16 protein-coding genes are annotated in these 16,646 nt (G+C 39.9%); 6 read left to right on the top strand and 10 right to left on the bottom strand.

The window, feature by feature from the left end:
- Both ACWQ4X_RS05530 and ACWQ4X_RS05525 read left to right on the top strand, forming a co-directional pair.
- A complete protein-coding gene (locus ACWQ4X_RS05530) occupies positions 1–1,143 on the top strand; it encodes a fatty acid desaturase family protein (RefSeq protein WP_457902997.1) in 1,143 nt (380 codons plus the stop codon).
- A 443-nt stretch (positions 1,144–1,586) separates the two neighbouring features.
- Positions 1,587–2,633 (top strand): 3-deoxy-7-phosphoheptulonate synthase, encoded by a 1,047-nt coding sequence (locus ACWQ4X_RS05525; protein WP_457902996.1) that lies wholly within the window; start codon positions 1,587–1,589, stop codon positions 2,631–2,633.
- Positions 2,634–2,684: 51 nt separating this feature from the next.
- Here the strand turns inward: ACWQ4X_RS05525 and ACWQ4X_RS05520 are convergent, their stop codons facing one another.
- The 5 genes from ACWQ4X_RS05520 to ACWQ4X_RS05500 all read right to left on the bottom strand — a co-directional run bounded on the left by ACWQ4X_RS05520 (position 2,685) and on the right by ACWQ4X_RS05500 (position 8,057).
- A complete protein-coding gene (locus tag ACWQ4X_RS05520; protein WP_457902995.1) occupies positions 2,685–3,866 on the bottom strand; it encodes an MFS transporter in 1,182 nt (393 codons plus the stop codon).
- Between the two features lie 269 nt (positions 3,867–4,135).
- On the bottom strand, positions 4,136–4,510 hold the full coding sequence (gcvH, locus tag ACWQ4X_RS05515; RefSeq protein ID WP_161933873.1) for a glycine cleavage system protein GcvH: 375 nt from the start codon (positions 4,508–4,510) through the stop codon (positions 4,136–4,138).
- Positions 4,511–4,579: 69 nt separating this feature from the next.
- Positions 4,580–5,608 (bottom strand): helix-turn-helix domain-containing protein, encoded by a 1,029-nt coding sequence (locus ACWQ4X_RS05510; protein ID WP_142768709.1) that lies wholly within the window; start codon positions 5,606–5,608, stop codon positions 4,580–4,582.
- Positions 5,609–5,751: 143 nt separating this feature from the next.
- Positions 5,752–6,204 (bottom strand): MaoC family dehydratase, encoded by a 453-nt coding sequence (locus ACWQ4X_RS05505; RefSeq protein ID WP_457902994.1) that lies wholly within the window; start codon positions 6,202–6,204, stop codon positions 5,752–5,754.
- Positions 6,204–8,057, bottom strand: coding sequence for an ABC transporter ATP-binding protein (locus tag ACWQ4X_RS05500; RefSeq protein WP_374531003.1), 1,854 nt, complete (start codon positions 8,055–8,057; stop codon positions 6,204–6,206). Before ACWQ4X_RS05500 ends, ACWQ4X_RS05505 begins: the two co-directional genes overlap by 1 nt.
- Positions 8,058–8,423: 366 nt before the next feature.
- On the opposite strand from ACWQ4X_RS05500, the gene ACWQ4X_RS05495 reads away from it, so the two are divergent.
- The 4 genes from ACWQ4X_RS05495 (at position 8,424) to ACWQ4X_RS05480 (ending at position 10,416) form a co-directional block, all read left to right on the top strand.
- Entirely contained in the window at positions 8,424–8,651 is a 228-nt protein-coding gene (locus tag ACWQ4X_RS05495) for a hypothetical protein (RefSeq protein ID WP_142768712.1), read from the top strand.
- A 229-nt stretch (positions 8,652–8,880) separates the two neighbouring features.
- Positions 8,881–9,075 (top strand): hypothetical protein, encoded by a 195-nt coding sequence (locus ACWQ4X_RS05490; RefSeq protein WP_158293813.1) that lies wholly within the window; start codon positions 8,881–8,883, stop codon positions 9,073–9,075.
- 280 nt (positions 9,076–9,355) lie between these two features.
- Positions 9,356–9,967, top strand: coding sequence for a LysE family translocator (locus ACWQ4X_RS05485; RefSeq protein ID WP_457902993.1), 612 nt, complete (start codon positions 9,356–9,358; stop codon positions 9,965–9,967).
- A 128-nt stretch (positions 9,968–10,095) separates the two neighbouring features.
- Positions 10,096–10,416 carry a hypothetical protein gene (locus ACWQ4X_RS05480; RefSeq protein WP_161933868.1) on the top strand — a complete coding sequence of 107 codons (321 nt, stop codon included), beginning with the start codon at positions 10,096–10,098 and terminating at the stop codon, positions 10,414–10,416.
- A gap of 85 nt (positions 10,417–10,501) precedes the next feature.
- Here ACWQ4X_RS05480 and ACWQ4X_RS05475 read toward each other — a convergent pair whose 3' ends face one another.
- The 5 genes from ACWQ4X_RS05475 to ACWQ4X_RS05455 all read right to left on the bottom strand — a co-directional run bounded on the left by ACWQ4X_RS05475 (position 10,502) and on the right by ACWQ4X_RS05455 (position 16,617).
- Positions 10,502–11,788, bottom strand: coding sequence for a mechanosensitive ion channel family protein (locus ACWQ4X_RS05475; protein WP_457902992.1), 1,287 nt, complete (start codon positions 11,786–11,788; stop codon positions 10,502–10,504).
- Positions 11,789–12,187: 399 nt separating this feature from the next.
- The gene (locus ACWQ4X_RS05470) at positions 12,188–12,724 is read right to left on the bottom strand and encodes a DUF2058 domain-containing protein (protein ID WP_142768715.1); all 537 of its coding nucleotides are present in this window, start codon (positions 12,722–12,724) and stop codon (positions 12,188–12,190) included.
- Positions 12,725–12,741: 17 nt separating this feature from the next.
- On the bottom strand, positions 12,742–13,410 hold the full coding sequence (locus tag ACWQ4X_RS05465) for a YoaK family protein (protein WP_142768716.1): 669 nt from the start codon (positions 13,408–13,410) through the stop codon (positions 12,742–12,744).
- A gap of 52 nt (positions 13,411–13,462) precedes the next feature.
- Positions 13,463–14,656, bottom strand: coding sequence for a serine/threonine transporter SstT (gene sstT, locus ACWQ4X_RS05460; protein ID WP_457902991.1), 1,194 nt, complete (start codon positions 14,654–14,656; stop codon positions 13,463–13,465).
- Positions 14,657–14,883: 227 nt separating this feature from the next.
- Complete coding sequence (locus ACWQ4X_RS05455; RefSeq protein WP_457902990.1) at positions 14,884–16,617, bottom strand: SulP family inorganic anion transporter; 1,734 nt, start codon at positions 16,615–16,617, stop codon at positions 14,884–14,886.
- Positions 16,618–16,646: the final 29 nt, after the last annotated feature.

The following is a 16,646-nucleotide window of genomic DNA, read 5'->3' as shown; positions in this document are numbered from 1 at the left end:
ATGAATAAACCCGTAAATTTTCAAAGTAACAGTAAATCGCGCTATTTAAGTGATGAAGAAATTCAATCCTTTGGTGCTAAGGTCGAAGCCATTCGCCACGAAACAATGCAAAGTTTGGGCGAACAAGACGCTGCGTATATCTACAAAATCCGAAATTTTGTCCGTTATAGTGAAATTACCTCTCGCGGCATGTTGATGTTTGCAGGTTGGTTGCCGCCTGTGTGGCTATTGGGAACAGGTTTATTAGGCGTCTCCAAAATTGTCGAAAACATGGAGTTGGGACATAACGTCATGCATGGTCAATTTGATTGGCTGAACGACCCGAGCCTAAACGGTGCAAACTATGACTGGGACACCATTGCCACAGGCGATGACTGGAAATATACCCACAATTATGTACACCATACTTATACCAATATTGTTGGTAAGGACCATGATGTGGGCTATGGTTTGATTCGTGTCAGTGAAAGTCAGCTGTGGGAACCCCGATTTTTATTCAATATTCCACTTGCCATCCAGTTAATGGTTTTCTTTGAGTGGTATGTGGGCGTACAGAATTTACATCTGGAAGACGTGTTGGCCTATAAAACCAAAACATGGGGTCAAGTTTGGCAGGATGCAGTCAAATTACGTAAGAAAGTAAAACGACAAGTAATCAAAGATTATGTGTTCTTTCCCTTAATTGCAGGACCGAATGCCATTCCAGTTTTTGCAGGAAATGCAGTCGCCAATATTATCCGGAGCTTATGGGCTTCAGCTGTGATTTTTAATGGACATTTTACTGAAGATGCTGAGACCTTTGAGCTAGACAATACCGAAAATGAAACCCGTGCAGATTGGTATTTACGCCAAATTAGAGGCTCGAGCAATTTCACAGGCACACAGTGGTTGCATATTCTCAGTGGAAATTTAAGCCATCAAATCGAACACCATTTGTTTCCAGACATGCCTGCCAACCGTTATGCAGAAGTCGCACCCAAAATTAAAGCGTTATGTGCAGAGTATGGCATCCATTACAACGAAGCCAGTTTTACGCGACAATTTGCCAGCGTATGGGTTCGACTTGCCAAATGTTCTTTACCCAATGACTGGAAAGCCGAATTGAAACAAGGCTGGAAAAAGTTTGCGCAGCGCTGGGTTTAAGCTGTAGATCACGCTGTTGATTGATAAGTAAAAGTTACTTTAGGCATAACTATTTTTCGTAAAATAAAGGTTGTCAAACGTAGGAATAAAGCGTATTTTTATTTTCAGATACTTTTTTGATGAAACAAAGATGTTAAAGCAACCTTTAATGACAAACGCTTATTTTTATTTCTGGCAGTTTAGATAATTGCCTGAACGCGTTTGGGCAAAATAAAGGTTGCCCACCAGTTAATACCTGATCGGCAACCCCGGTCAGGTTTTTTTATGCTTTGTTTTTTATAATTTTTTTAGGAGATTCTCATGTACGCATTTAACACTTCATATTTTAGCAACGGTTATTGGTTTTACTTTAGTCAGTTTATGACTCAATCCTTATCGTCCCATAGACCCAAAACGCACAAATAAAAGATCGGACTGATTCAACAGTCCAAAGGAAAAAACCGATGAACGCTCTAAATACTGCACTACAACATCAACCGACTTCACAAGAAACACTATTGAGTTTGCCTCAGCAACTCAAAGCACAACTTCCTCTTTCTGCGTCACTTGCGGCTCAGATTGCCGAACATCGTCAAACTATTCAAAACATTCTGGCTGGTACAGATCAACGTCTTTTGGTCATTACTGGACCTTGCTCTATTCATGATCCTGTTGCTGCTTTGGAATACGCGCAAAAATTACAACACTTACAAGCGCAAGTTTCTGATCATATTTTTCTGGTAATGCGTGCTTATATTGAAAAGCCACGTACAACAGTAGGCTGGAAAGGTTTTATGTATGATCCTGATCTAGATGGATCATCAGATTTACAAGCGGGCTTAGAACAGTCACGCCAACTGTATCTACATATTATTGAAATGGGTTTGCCGATTGCGAGCGAGATTTTAAGTCCGATGGCAACGGCTTACTTTGATGATTTACTGGCTTGGGGTGCAATTGGTGCACGTACCAGCGAATCACAAATTCATCGTGAAATTGCAAGCCAAATGCCGTACAGCATTGGTTTTAAAAATGGGACAGATGGTTCAATCCAAATTGCACTGGATGCGATTCAATCTGCGTCAAATGTGCATCAATTCTTGGGCATGAGCCAATCAGGTCTACCTTGCGTATTGCAATCACATGGCAATCCATTGGCACATTTGATTTTACGCGGTTCAAATACAGGCCCTAACTATCAGGCTGAAGAAATCAGCAAAATCAAAGCAAAAGTAAAAGGGGATTTGCCTGCGCTTGTGATTGATTGTAGCCATGGGAATAGCAGCAAGAATCCTGCATTACAGCCAGCAGTGCTACGCCAAATCGTGAAAGAACGTGCAGAAACGCAAGTACGTGGTGTCATGCTGGAAAGTCATTTGGTTGAAGGAAATCAAAAGATTTCTTGTGACATGATCTACGGGCAATCTGTAACTGATGGTTGTATTGGTTGGGAAAAAACTGAGCAACTCTTATTGGAAGCGGCTGTGCAGTTGAAAGCACAGCAACACTAAAATGTAATTGTGAAATTGCTCGTTCTAAGCCCCTGAAAAGGGGCTTTATTTTTATCGTATTTTTGGTGATGTGCTTACACAAAATTTATAAAAGACAAGGCTCAGCAATACAATCACGGCACATAAGATATAAGACACGCTATAGCCTTGTCCGGTAATTAAAATACCTAAGAGGATTGAGCCTAAAGCAATTCCTAAATCGTAAAAGGTGAAAAAGGTGGAGGTTGCATGACCAATACGCTGTGGTTCAGCGCGTTGAATAGCAAGTGTTTGTAAACATGGTTGTACTGACCCAAATCCCATCCCAATCAGAACTGCTGCAAACATAAATCCGATTAAACTATCAATTTGGCTAAGAATAACTAAACCCAGTGAAAATAAAGCCAAGGCGGGATAAATCACATAGCTAGGACCTTTGCGGTCATAAATTTTGCCTGTGAAGGGGCGTAGGCTCATCATCGAAATAGCAAATACGATAAAGAACAGACTGGCATACGCCAATAAGTTTTTTGAGGATGCATAAGTCGAGATAAAGGACATAATGCTGGCATAAGCAAAAGACACCAGCATTGCCATGACTGAAACAGGCAAGGCTTTTTTCTCGATAAAATCATGTACGGTTAAGCGTTTCTTTGCTTGAGTATCTTTCGGTGTAACTGCCGTGCGAATAGGAATTAAGAAACAAAACACAAAACCAAGGCAGACAATAGCCGCTAGAATTGTCGCGACCAGCGCATAAGAGAGTGGCTGAATTAAAGACAGTCCAATTAAGGGCCCCAAGACAATGCCTAAATTGACTGACATCACAAAATAGCCCATGCCTTCACCACGACGTGAATCTGGAATAAATTCATTGGCAATAGGAACGGTCACGGTGGTTAAAATACTGAACCAGATACCGTGCAAAAACCGTAACCAGAGCAAGACTTCTAAGTTATCTGCAAAGATATAGGCAACTGAAAATAGACAAAATAAAAACTCGGAAACAAAAAGCGTTTTCTTTCGACCAAATTTTTCTATGATGAGCCCACTAAATGGGCGCACTGCAATAGATGATGCCATGAATAAGGTCATGGCAAGCCCTGCTTGAGCCAGACTGCCGTGTAAGTCTTTTAAAATATAGATGGGTAAGATGGTGGTTTGGGCAAAATAAAAGACGAATAAAAATAAATTATTGGCCAAACATAGAATAAAAGACTTATTCCATAGTTGAACAGAAGTTGATTGCGACATAGTTAACCTAGAACGAAAAAGGGAATCATGACAATGCTGTTATCACTTTTTATGTATTCCCTGTGGGTATCAAGGTCATGAAGATGTGCTCATATCATAAACAATTACAGTGGATAAATAAAGTAAACTGATATTTTGTAAAAATTACATTAGCAAAAATGCAGTTTTAAAACCTTTATTCTCACATTTTGATCATTATATAAATTTAAAGCATGAAAAAAATCAGCCTTAAGGCTGATTTTTTTTAAGAGCAGAAACGTATAAAGGGCTTATAGACCCGCTTCATAGTCCGCACTTGATAATAATGCATTCACATCATCAAGATTATTTGGCTTGATTTTATAGATCCAGCCTTTGCCGTATGGCTCGTCATTAACAAAGTCAGGGTCATCTTCAAGTGCAGTGTTTACTTCAACCACTACACCTGAAACAGGAGCATGAATATCAGAAGCAGTTTTCACTGATTCAACCACACCAGCCTGTTCGCCAGCCGTAATTTGCTGACCTACTTCTGGCATTTCGACATAAACTAAATCGCCTAAGGCATCCTGCGCATGGTCTGAAATCCCAGTTACAACAAGATCACCTTCAATTTTCACCCATTCATGCGTGCTCGCATACTTCAAATCCGAAGGATGATTCATGATGACTCCTCAAAGTATTCATTTATTTTTGTCATGCTTTATACAGGTTTTTACAGCAAAACAAAAGGCTTATAGGTATGGATCTTTACGCCAATTACTTGGACTGCGTCCACTCCAGCGTTTAAAAGCACGACTGAAATTCGCTACATCACTATAGCCTAATTCATCTGCAATTTGTTCAAGCGTGTAATCGGTTCGAGAGAGTAATGAGGTTGCATGCCGATAACGGACTTCATCGACAATAGTTGAAAATGAAGTGCCTTCGGTCGCAAGCTGGCGTTTTAGGGTTCGATCTGACATATGCAGACGATAGGCAACATGTTCGATGCTTAAATAATGCTGTTCCGAGTGGGTCAAAATGTCTCGAACTGCCATAGAAAGCCGTCTGCGCTCACCTAAAGCTGAAAGTTCAGCCTCACATTGGTTAATCGCAATTTGGCTGGCAATCGGGTCGGCATTGACCATTTTCAGCGCCAGATATTTCTTATCAAAACTCATTAACAAATGCGGTTGGTCAAAGCGAAATTGATGATTCGGGAACTTGGTAATATAGCGTTCAAAGCCTTCAGGTTGTGGGAAATCAAAGTCAATTTCACCGCCTAAATCCGTTACACCCGTAATGGCTTTGGCCATGGAAATAATACCAATGGTCAAAGCAATACAAATTTCTGAACGTAAGGGTTCTATGGTGACATCACTTCGGAGCTGTAAAGTGGCTTTTTCTGCAAAGGTAGAAAAGTAGATTTGTAGGAAAGGTAGTCGCAATTGCACAAAACGGTTTGCCAGTACCAAAGCATCGCTTATGTCATGCGCCGTCATAATGGCATAACCGATAAAGCCATGAATGGAGATACGCATTTGCGTACCCAAATGATAACCCAGCGTCGATTCACCCGTTAAGCTTTTGGCATGTTGAATTAAAGCATTGGCTACGGGTGTTGAAATTCTAAAATCGGGTTCAGCTAATTTTTCACTATCTAGCTGAAATGGAGCAAATAAGGTATCAGCTGTATATCCCCAGCGAGACACGACATCTAAAAGTAACAGACCATAGACCCCTGGAATTCCTTGGTCTTGTCTAGACGAAATAGTATTCATGCGCGATCCATTGCACGTTTAATGTTGTTATATCAAGTCAGTTTTTTATATTGGCATGAAATAGCAGTATGCCCCTGATAAATTGTTCGACAAACCGAAAAAGGTGATTCTAAAACCACGCATGGTTTTAGAATCCTGAAAGATTATATTTCGGGTTGATAACTTTTACTAAACACTAGAATTTTGGTATTCCCAAGCAGCACCACTTCACCATGTTGATTTATGGTTTCAGTGGTATAAGTCACAATCGCTCGATCAGGTTTGGATTTAGAGAGTTTAATCTCGGTAATTTCAACTTCTACATGAATTTGATCGCCGACACGGGTCGGTCTAGGCCAACGGACTTGGGCTTCTGAGCCAATTAAACCATATGCAACAGGAAAACATTCTGTCCACAAGCGCATGGTTACGGCTGAAGTATGCCATCCACTAGCAGCCATTCCTTGAAAAATCGGGTGTTGAGCCGCTTTGACTTCATCGGTATGAAAAGGCTGGGGGTCAAATTGCTGTGCGAATTGTTTGATTTCATCTAAAGTCATTTCATAAGCACGACTTACAAAACGGTCTCCGACCTGTAGATCTTCCAAATACAACATTAAGCACTATCCTTTTTGTTTATTTGCTGTTGTTCAATTAAAAAACCGCCTGTTTGGCGTTGCCATAACTGGGCGTAAATGCCATTTAAGGCGACCAGTTCATCGTGTGTGCCTTGTTCCGCAATTCGTCCTTGATCGAGCACAATTAAACGATCCATTTGCGCAATGGTCGAAAGTCGATGTGCAATCGCAATGACAGTTTTATCTTGCATTAAATCATCTAGACTTGATTGAATTGCCGCTTCAACCTCAGAGTCTAAGGCGCTGGTCGCTTCATCTAAAATAAGAATAGGTGCATCTTTTAAGAAGACACGAGCAATCGCGATACGTTGTCGTTGTCCACCTGAAAGCTTAACGCCACGTTCACCGACATAGGCTTCGTAGCCTTTACGACCACGTAGGTCTGAGAGTTGCGGAATAAAGTCTTCAGCTTTGGCTTTACGCACGGCTTCAAACATTTCTGCATCGCTGGCATCGGGACGTCCGTACTTAATATTTTCCGCAACGGTACGATGCAGCAGTGATGTATCTTGGGTAACAAGGGCAATGCTTTTACGCAAACTGTCTTGGGTGACATCTTGTATATCTTGCCCATCAATTAAAATACGACCTTGGTTAATGCTGTAAAAGTGCAATAACAGCTGAATCAGGGTCGATTTACCTGCACCTGAACGTCCCACAATTCCAATTTTTTCACCTGGGCGAATAGTCAAGTTAAAGTGATCGATGACATTTTTTTCATTGTAAGCAAAGCAGACATCTTCAAACTTAATTTCGCCATGTTTAACATCCAGAGTGGTGGCATTGGGCTTGTCTTGAATGCTGATAGGGCGCCCTAAAGTTTTCATGCCATCCTGAATGGTGCCGACATTTTCAAACAAAGCAGACGTTTGCCACATCATAAACTCAGCAATACTGTTGAGTTTTAGAATCATGGCGGTGGTTGCCGCAATAATGCCCAGTTCTGCACGACCTTCAATCCAAAGCCATAATGCCGTACCCAGCACGCCAGCATAAAGCACAATACTGAGTGAGTTAATGCTCATTTCATAGCCTGAACCCAAACGCATTTGCTTATACACCGTACGCATAAATTCTTGCATGGATGATTTGGCGTACTGACTTTCGCGACCAGCATGGGCAAACAGCTTTACGGTTTGAATATTGGTATAGGCATCGGTCACACGCCCCGTCATTACCGCACGAGCATCTGCCTGTTCATTTGAAATTTTGCTGAGTCGTGGAATGAAAAACCATGCCGCAAGTAAAAATAGGGCAAGCCACACCAATAAAGGAATGATTAGAAATGGCGAAATTGAGCCGAGTACAATACTGACCGTAAAAAAATAAATCAGCACATAAGCCAACATGTCACCCAGAATCATCCAGAACTCACGCACGGCAAGCGCGGTTTGCATCACTTTGGCAGACAGTCGTCCCGCGAAATCATTATGGAAAAAATCTAGGCTTTGCTGGAGCAAAAGATTGTGAAACTTCCAGCGTAATCGCATAGGGAAGCTACTAAACAAAATTTGATGTTTAATGATGGACTGGAAGTTAGCAAAAAAGATATTTGCCAGTAAGATCATGCTCAGCAAGATTAAATTTTGGCGATGTTCAGCCAAAAAAGTATCAGGGTGGCTTTTACTAAGCCAGTTGACCAAATCTCCAATTTTGGCGTAGAGCAATGCTTCAAAACTGGCTGCACCAGCAGTACACAGCACTAAAATAAGTAAATATGGTCGAACGCCTTTAGATGCACGCCAAACAAATGCAAAGAAAGTTGTTGGCAGTGGATCATTCAAACCTTTGCTGGGATAAGGATCTACACGCTTTTCAAACCATCTGAGCATTTGATATTCACCTCTTGGTAAAGTTGCTATATTTTAAAGTATTAGAATTACAATAAGATATATGAAATATTTAAATAAAAAAGCATGAAACTGTATCTTGGTCAGCATCGTTCGCAAAGATGAAAATCATGCACAATTTTCTCAGATGATGAGTTTAACATGTGAAACTCTCATCTACTGATTCTCAAAAAGTTTTTCATACTTTGGATTTAAACCACCTGCTTAAGTTCGTTAAGGGTTTTTGATCAAACACCGTTAGGCTTAATCCTTTTTTACAACATAATCCTAGTTTCTAGAAAACTTCATACACTTGTCACATTTCTAAATTATAAAAAAAGTAAGCCAAATCTGAGACTTTAAAAGCATATGAACGATTTATCTGTTAAGAAAATAAACAAACTGATTGATGAATTTATCCAAAGTGGAAAAATACCAAGCTGTCTCATTTTTGGTTATAAAACTTATGCCATGTTGATGCAAGATGACAAATTTGCTGATCAAATTATTAAAGGCAAAGATGAGCCACTGAGCAGATATTATAAAAAGCTTAAAATTACCTTGGTGACAGATAAGCACTATTTCCAAGTGGGATAAGTGATCAACATTGACTACCAATAGGGTGAAAAAGGCATGCTGCTCTTTGACAGTCATGCCTTGAACAGGAATAGTTGTTTAAAATAATAAAAAATGTGATCTCAGTTATAAAAAAATCATGTTTTTTCTAAAAAAAATGATAATATTTTTATCGATACAGGCGAGTTTAAGTTGTTAAGAACCTGTAATTGTTAACTTAAATAATTGAATGAATAATAAAGGTGACAATATGCGTGGATGTGTAGAACGGTACGATTCCCAAACTCAATTGGGTATGATTCGAGATGAATGTGGTGAGTGGTATTATTTTGCGGTGGAGCAGTGGAATGATCCGAGCAACTTACCAATTGACGGTTTAGTCGTTGATTTTGTCATAGATGGCGCTGATGTGACTTCAGTATGGGAAGTAAAAAATTCACATTAATATTTCCAAGCACTATTCCTATTAGATTTTCAAGAATCATCTATTAAGGTCTACTTCGGTAGACCTTAAACATTTGGGGACATCTAACATAGTCCTAAAACTCATGCCTTAAAAGATTTAAGCAACTTTGTAGTACTAAGCGCTTAATGATCAGCACGATTGTCCCTAAAATCATATTCAAGTCAGTTTTTATCAATTTTTTTGTATGTGAACTTTCTTGTAGGGATTGAAACGTATTAATCTATTCGACATATGTTTTCTTCAAGAAAATGAGTCAGCCATGCTCGAAATACTTATACCTTATACCATCGCGATCATTATTTTGACCATTACACCTGGTCTTGATACCACGCTGATTATCCGCACGGCAACGGTTGAGAATCGTCAAAAGGCTTTTCAAACAGCTTTGGGGATTAACTTTGGCTGCATTATTTGGGGGGTAATTGTTGCTTGTGGCTTAGGCGCGCTTCTTGCGACATCCGAACTTGCCTTCAATTTATTAAAGTGGGTGGGAGCCGCTTATTTGGCATGGCTCGGTTTACAATTGTTAATTAAACCGCGCAGCAGTTTAGAAAATAAAATTGAAGTCCAAAGCACAACTAATTGGTTTTTAAAGGGGTTTTTCTGCAATATCTTGAATCCTAAAGTTGGTTTGTTTTATGTGACCTTCTTGCCGCAGTTCATTCCAAGTGCTGTAAACCCATTCTTGTGGATTATGGGGCTGGTTGCCATTCACGTTGTATTAGGATTCCTGTGGTCTACAGTCCTTATTTTTATGATGCAGCCTATCTCTAAGTTTTTAAAACAGCCTAGAATTGTCAAACGTTTAGACCAAATTACAGGCGCAATTTTCTTGTTATTTGCACTGAAGCTGGTCTTAAGTAAACGCTAAGTCTTGTTTGTACTAAAGTGGTGATGATTAAAAAAGGGCTCATTTTCAAGTTGAGTCCAACAAGAAATTACAACAGCTTCGCATTTTGGCGCTTAAAATAGACCTAAAGCATATAAAACAGGTGCATTATGAAAAAAATTATAATGTGTTGCTGCTTTTTGTATTCTGGAACGTTATGTGCCTCTATGCAGGACAATATCAGCCTATGCGAAGCCATTGCAATTGTCGCAGGCAATGTAATGCAAGAACGACAGGATGAAGTGCCACTGCTTGCTCAAAAACAAATTGCTCTTGAATACGATGATGGAGCACGGGACTTATATGAAGCCATCGTAGAGGATGCTTACGATCTACCGATACTTCCAAATGACATTCAAAAGCAACAAGCCGTACAAAGCTTTAAATTAGAGTATTTTGATTATTGTGAGCATGCAGCGGTTAGTGAATGAATGGTGTCATCGCTTAACGAAGATAGAAATATTTGTGACAATACTTAGATATAAAAATCCCCTCAAAGCGAGGGGATTTTTTAATTTAACTATGTGAGGTGGAGCGTTCTACATGATAGTCATGCGTAGCCTGCGCCGTGTGCTGAGCCAGTATTTTCATGTCTGAACCAGAAGGGGCTTGATAAATTCTCAAACCAAATTCAGGTAAAATCGCAATCAGATGATCAAAAATATCGGCTTGGATGGCTTCATAGTCTTTCCAGACAGTTGTGTTCGCGAAGCAATAAATTTCCAATGGTAGACCTTCGCTGGTCGGTTGAAGCTGGCGCACCATAATGGTTTGATGTTGAGAAATACCATGATGCTGCTTTAGATAGAACTCGACATAGGCACGAAAAGTTCCCAAGTTGGTTAAGCGACGCTGGTTATAAATCGATTGATTCGAGAGTTGTAAATTAAACTCTTCCAGTTCTTCTTGTTTGGTATCTAAATACTGATCTAAAAGTAAAAAATCTTTTAATTTCTTCTGTTCATCATTACTCATGAAATGAACACTACTTTGATCAATAAAGATAGAACGTTTAATGCGACGTACACCTGCCTGAGCCATACCACGCCAGTTTCTGAAGGTATCGGTCACCAGCTTGTTGGTTGGAATGGTGGTGAAGGTTTTATCGAAGTTCTGAACCGTCACGGTGTGTAGCGACATATCAATTACATCACCATCGGCATTCAAAGACGGCATCTCGATCCAATCGCCAATACGGACCATGTCATAAGATGAAATCTGAACCGAAGCCACCAAGGACAAAATGGTATTTTGGAACACCAACATGAGGACCGCAGCCATGGCACCAAAACCGGCCAATAGGGTAAACACATCTTTTTTCAAGAATGTGCCTAAGATCATCAGTCCACAGACAACAAAAATCACCAGCTTAACTAGCTGTAAATAACCTTTAATCGGTTTATTTCTAGACTTTGGATTGCGCTGATATAAGGCATTGAAGATGTTGAGACTTTCACCAATTGCAAGGGCAATGGTAAGAAAGATAAAGGCCTGTGATGCCATCTGTACCAAGTTAACAATTTTAACTGAAAGGTGAGGCACAGTCACAATGCCGTTCATGATGACAACGGCAGGTACAATATTAGCAATACGGCGAATGACATGGTGTTGAGCAAAAATATCACTATTGGCTGAATTTATTTTTGTAATCAGCTTACGGATACCGCGTACAACAATTTTTTTGGCAATAAAATTAGTTAGAAATGCAATAGCAAGCAAAAGTAAGATCGAAAGAACCATATCCAGCCATGGGAACTGATCTGACCAATCGAGAATATGTTGAAGATAAGCGAGTCGCTCCAAAACCTACCTCAGAGTATAAAAAATAATATAGATATTTTATAAAATATCAGAGTCGACTACTTTTTGAGTAACATTTTCGCAACATTTTAAAGAATGTATCGCTAACGAATTTAGAAAGGTCATAAAATATCAAGGTAATTTTCCAGCCCTCATGGAATGAGGATTTCTAAGGATTTTAGTTCAACGTGAAGCGGTAAATCATGGAGTTTTCCATCACGATGTTAACTTAAAATTCAATTTGAATACTATCTTCAATACGTCTTGCTACACCACAAGCGTAAGTCATTTGACCGTTTCACAAGGGGATGCACGTCAGGCAGTGCTAAAAGCGACCTTGAAGTTCTAAATATAATTTTTTAGAAAGTTAAAAAAAGGCGTCATAAAGACGCCTTTTTTTGATTACCACATTAAATCATCTGGAATGACGTAAGCTGCATATGGATCTTCCTCATCAGTGACCTGTTCATTCTTTTCAGAATTGTTGACAATGATGAAGCCTGTCATTTTTTCATTAATACGATCTGCAAGTGCTTTTGGCAAATAGGCATAGCTGTCTTGGTCTTTGGCAATCACTAAACTACCAGACACCAGCGCATTATAGACTTGCTGCTGTAAATAGACTTTTTTGATTTTGGATTCATCAATAAATTGATAGGCAACATCGCCCGCAGCATCTTTAATCTTGTGCTGTTGAATCATTTGCACAATGGCCGCTTTGAGCTCTTTTTCTTGCAAGATGGCTTTCTTTTCTTGCTCTAGCGTATGGTCTTTTTCCATTTTCGCTTGTTGATCTTTGGCAATTTTAGCTTTGATCTCGGCATCGTCATTTTGCCCTGTACGTTGCTCATGCACTGCCTGTTTCGACAGTTTTTTCGCTTTTTTGTTGTCTACCAGACCCGCTTTGAGCAACTGAGCCTGCAATGCATTTTTAACCATAATAAATTCCGAAAGGGTTAATGATGACGATATTGAAAGTAAATGATCCAGTACACCAGACTTAAGCAGCAACTTAAACCGACAGGAATCAGATAGGCATTTAATTTTAAATAAGGATAAATCAGGCTTGCAACTAATCCACCAATAAGAAAGCCAAATAAAATGAGTAAATGTAAAATTATTCGTTTCTGTCCGACTTTTAAGCCACGCAGACGATAGCCTAAAGCCAGTCCTAAGTCAGTTAACACACCTGAAAGGTGCGTGGTTCGAATAATGGTGCCTTTGTAGTGACTGACCATGGCATTTTGAATACCCATAGCAGCACATGCCCATAACAACGCATAACGTGGCAAATAAGGCAAAAGCAACCAACAGATAAAAATGAAAAAGGCGACTAGACTCAGTGGAACACCATAGCGGCGTCCCAGTTGGAAATTGCTATTTCCAAGAATCAGTCCGCTATAGCACGACCCAGCCACGTAACACAGGATCACTAGAACTAGATAGAGAATCGTTGCAGGTTGCCATTGCACTAGCGCCATCGACAACATACTTACATTCCCAGTCATATGAGAAACGGACTGGTGCAATACAGTCACCAGTCCGAGTACGTTAATCATGCCTGCATTAATGGCAAGAAAGAATGCCCCGAGTTGCATCCAAAACGGTAAAGTTTGAAATGGCATATCGTGATACAACCATCCAAGAAATGTCTAAATTATTATTTATAAAATAATATTATCGCGCCGCGCGATCAACTGCTGCTGTAAATAAAACGTCAGTAGATGAGTTTAAAGCTGTTTCAGTCGAGTCTTGCAATACGCTGATGACCATACCAATAGCAACCACTTGCATCGCGATATCCGAAGAAATACCAAACAAACCACATGCCACAGGAATTAACAATAAAGAACCACCAGCAACACCCGAAGCACCACACGCAGAAATAGAAGCGACTACAGATAAAATTAACATTGTAGTTAAATCAACTGAAATACCTAAAGTATTCACAGCAGCTAATGTCAGTACGGTAATTGTCACTGAAGCGCCCGCCATATTAATGGTTGCACCTAATGGAATTGCAACACCTGCAGTCGCTTCATTCACGCCTAAGCGTTTTGCGAGGTCAAGGTTAACAGGAATGTTTGCAGCAGAACTACGGGTAAAGAAGGCCGTAATACCACTTTCACGTAAACATTTGAAAACCAGCGGATATGGGTTTTGACGAATCACCAAAGCGACCAAGATCGGGTTAATAACCAAAGCAACAAACACCATGGTACCAAGTAATACTGCCAATAACTGGGCATAGCTTTCTAGTGTTTTTAAGCCAGCGTCAGCAAAAGTTACGGCAACCAAACCAAAAATACCAATCGGTGCAAAGTTAATGACAATGCGGATAACGCTATTTACCGCGTGAGCAGCATCAGAAATAAACGCTTTGGTTGAATCTTGTGCATGACGGAAGGCTAAACCAAGCGCAATTGCCCATGCCAAAATACCAATGAAGTTAGCATTAGAAATTGCAACCACAGGGTTGGCAATAAAACTTAAAAGTAAGTTCTTTAAAATCTCAGCCAAGCTACCAGGTGGCTGTAAATCACCTTGCGCAGGAATATCCAAGAACAATGTACTTGGGAAAGCCAGGCTTGCAGCAACTGCACTGAATGCAGCGAGTAACATGCCTACAGCATACAAGATCATAATCGGACGAAGATTTGCACTATGTCCAACTTTAAAGTTAGCAATAGATGACATCACTAAAACAAAGACCAGAATTGGCGCGACAGATTTTAGTGCCTTAATGAATAAGTCGCCTAAAAGGCTTAAATAAGGAGCCACATTCGGGAAAGTGAAGGCAACAGCCATCCCCAGAATGATGGCAATGATAATTCGCGTAACTAAACTTAAACGCGCAAAAGCTGAAAACATAGGCTAGCCTTGTCAGTACTACGAGGGCAGAGGTTAAAATTAAGTGTGCAATTCTATACCTAAAATTTACAATGATTAAAAAATATTTTGCTATAAAAACTAAATTATTCATTTTAAAGTTGATATTTTCTGTTTTAAATCGAGAAAAAACCGAATTTTATTGCAAAAAATGGCTTTTCAAGAGATTTATATAAAAATAATAGCTTTGTAATTATTTACTTAGCTTTTCAAGCTGGGCTTAAAAATTCAGGATCTAAGGCTTGTATCGCTTGATAATGGGTGAGGTGAATACGTCCATCTAAACGTTCAAACAATTTGGAATGGATCAGTTTATCCATCACAGGGCCTTTGACTTCAGAGAAGTGCAATTCAACATTTTGCTTTTGCAATTCCGAATCTAGTTCTTCCAGCATTTCCAAAGCACTGTAATCAATCCGGCTGACACCCGAACAATTCACCACGACATATTTGACGTTTTTCTTTTCACTCAGAGCATTAATAAAGAAGTCTTTGAAGCTATTGGCATTCAAAAAGTTCAGACTTTCGTCAATGCGCAGTGAGAGAATGGAATCTACCGTTTTTACAGGATAACGTTGCTGGTTGCGGAAATGTTGTGTGCCTTCGACTAATCCAATTACCACCATATGAGGGCGACTGATGCGCCAAAGCATGAGTAGAAAGGTTGAGATGACGCCTAAAATCAGACCTGTGGAAATATCAATAAAAATAACACCAAAGAAGGTGATCCACATGGCAATGCCATCGGCTTTAGAATAGTGCCATGTTTCAAAGAATGGTTTGAAATCTACCAATTTCCAGATTGACACAATAATGGTCGCAGCAAGTATGGCGAGGGGCAAATTCTGGAAAAAACCTGTAAAAAATAAGCTCACAACCACAATAAAACAGGAAGATAGAATACCTGCCATTGGTGTTTTTGCCCCCGCATCCGCATTTACAACTGTACGAGACAGACTGCCTGTGACGGGAAATGCCGAACTGAGACCCGCACTTAAATTTGAAAGTCCTAGGGCAATTAATTCCTGATTACTATTTAATGCACTACGTTGTTGTAAGGCAGTCGCTTGAGCAATGGACAGTGATTCCACAAAACTGATCATCGCGATCATGCTTGCACCAGGCAAGAGTTGAAGTACAAGTGTCCAGTTCCAGTGTGGTAAGCTCAATGGTGGAAAACCATATGGAATTTCCCCTACGGTTTTAATCCCAACATCATCTAACTGAAACAATGAAACCAAAGTAATTGAGCCAACAACCAAAATTAAGGGAACGGCTTTAACCAAGAAGCCGGCAAAGCGAAAACGTTGTTGAATATGGCTTAAACCCAGTAATTTAGGCAAGTAAATTAAAAATAGGATGGAAACCAGACCAAACAGTAACGTGCCCCAATGTGTTTGATTTACATAGTGATAAAAACTAATGCTTAGTTCTGGAATGTTATTAGATTGAAGGGGGATATCCAGTAAAAATTTGATTTGACCTAAAGCAATCAAAAGCGCTGAGGCAATAATAAAACTGTGAATCACAGGATGACTAATCAACTGGATGAGAAAACCAAATTTGAACAGCCCCAGTAAAAAAGAAATGATCCCAACCATGACTGCAAGCAAGCAAGCTGCCTGAATATAAGCTTCAGAGCCTGCTGCATAAAATGGTGTGAGTGTAGCAAAGGTCATCATGGAGATAATGGCTACAGGACCAATCGACAGCGATGGACTACTGCCGAACAGTGCGTAGACAATCATCGGCAGAATACTGGCATATAGTCCCGTAATGGGCGGTAATCCAGCCAGCATGGCATAGGCCATACCTTGCGGCACCAGCATGGCAATGACAATCAGTGCGGAAAGAAGATCCGATTTGAATTTACTGGCAGTGTAACCAGTCAACCATGCCGATGCAGGCAAATATTTTAAGACGCTTTTTTTTGAATGAGCCATGTGCCGATCTAAATCGCAACTTTAACTCT

It is taken from the genome of Acinetobacter sp. NigerLNRRAM0016 (assembly GCF_054112845.1).
This window is presented reverse-complemented; position numbering and strand designations above follow the sequence as displayed.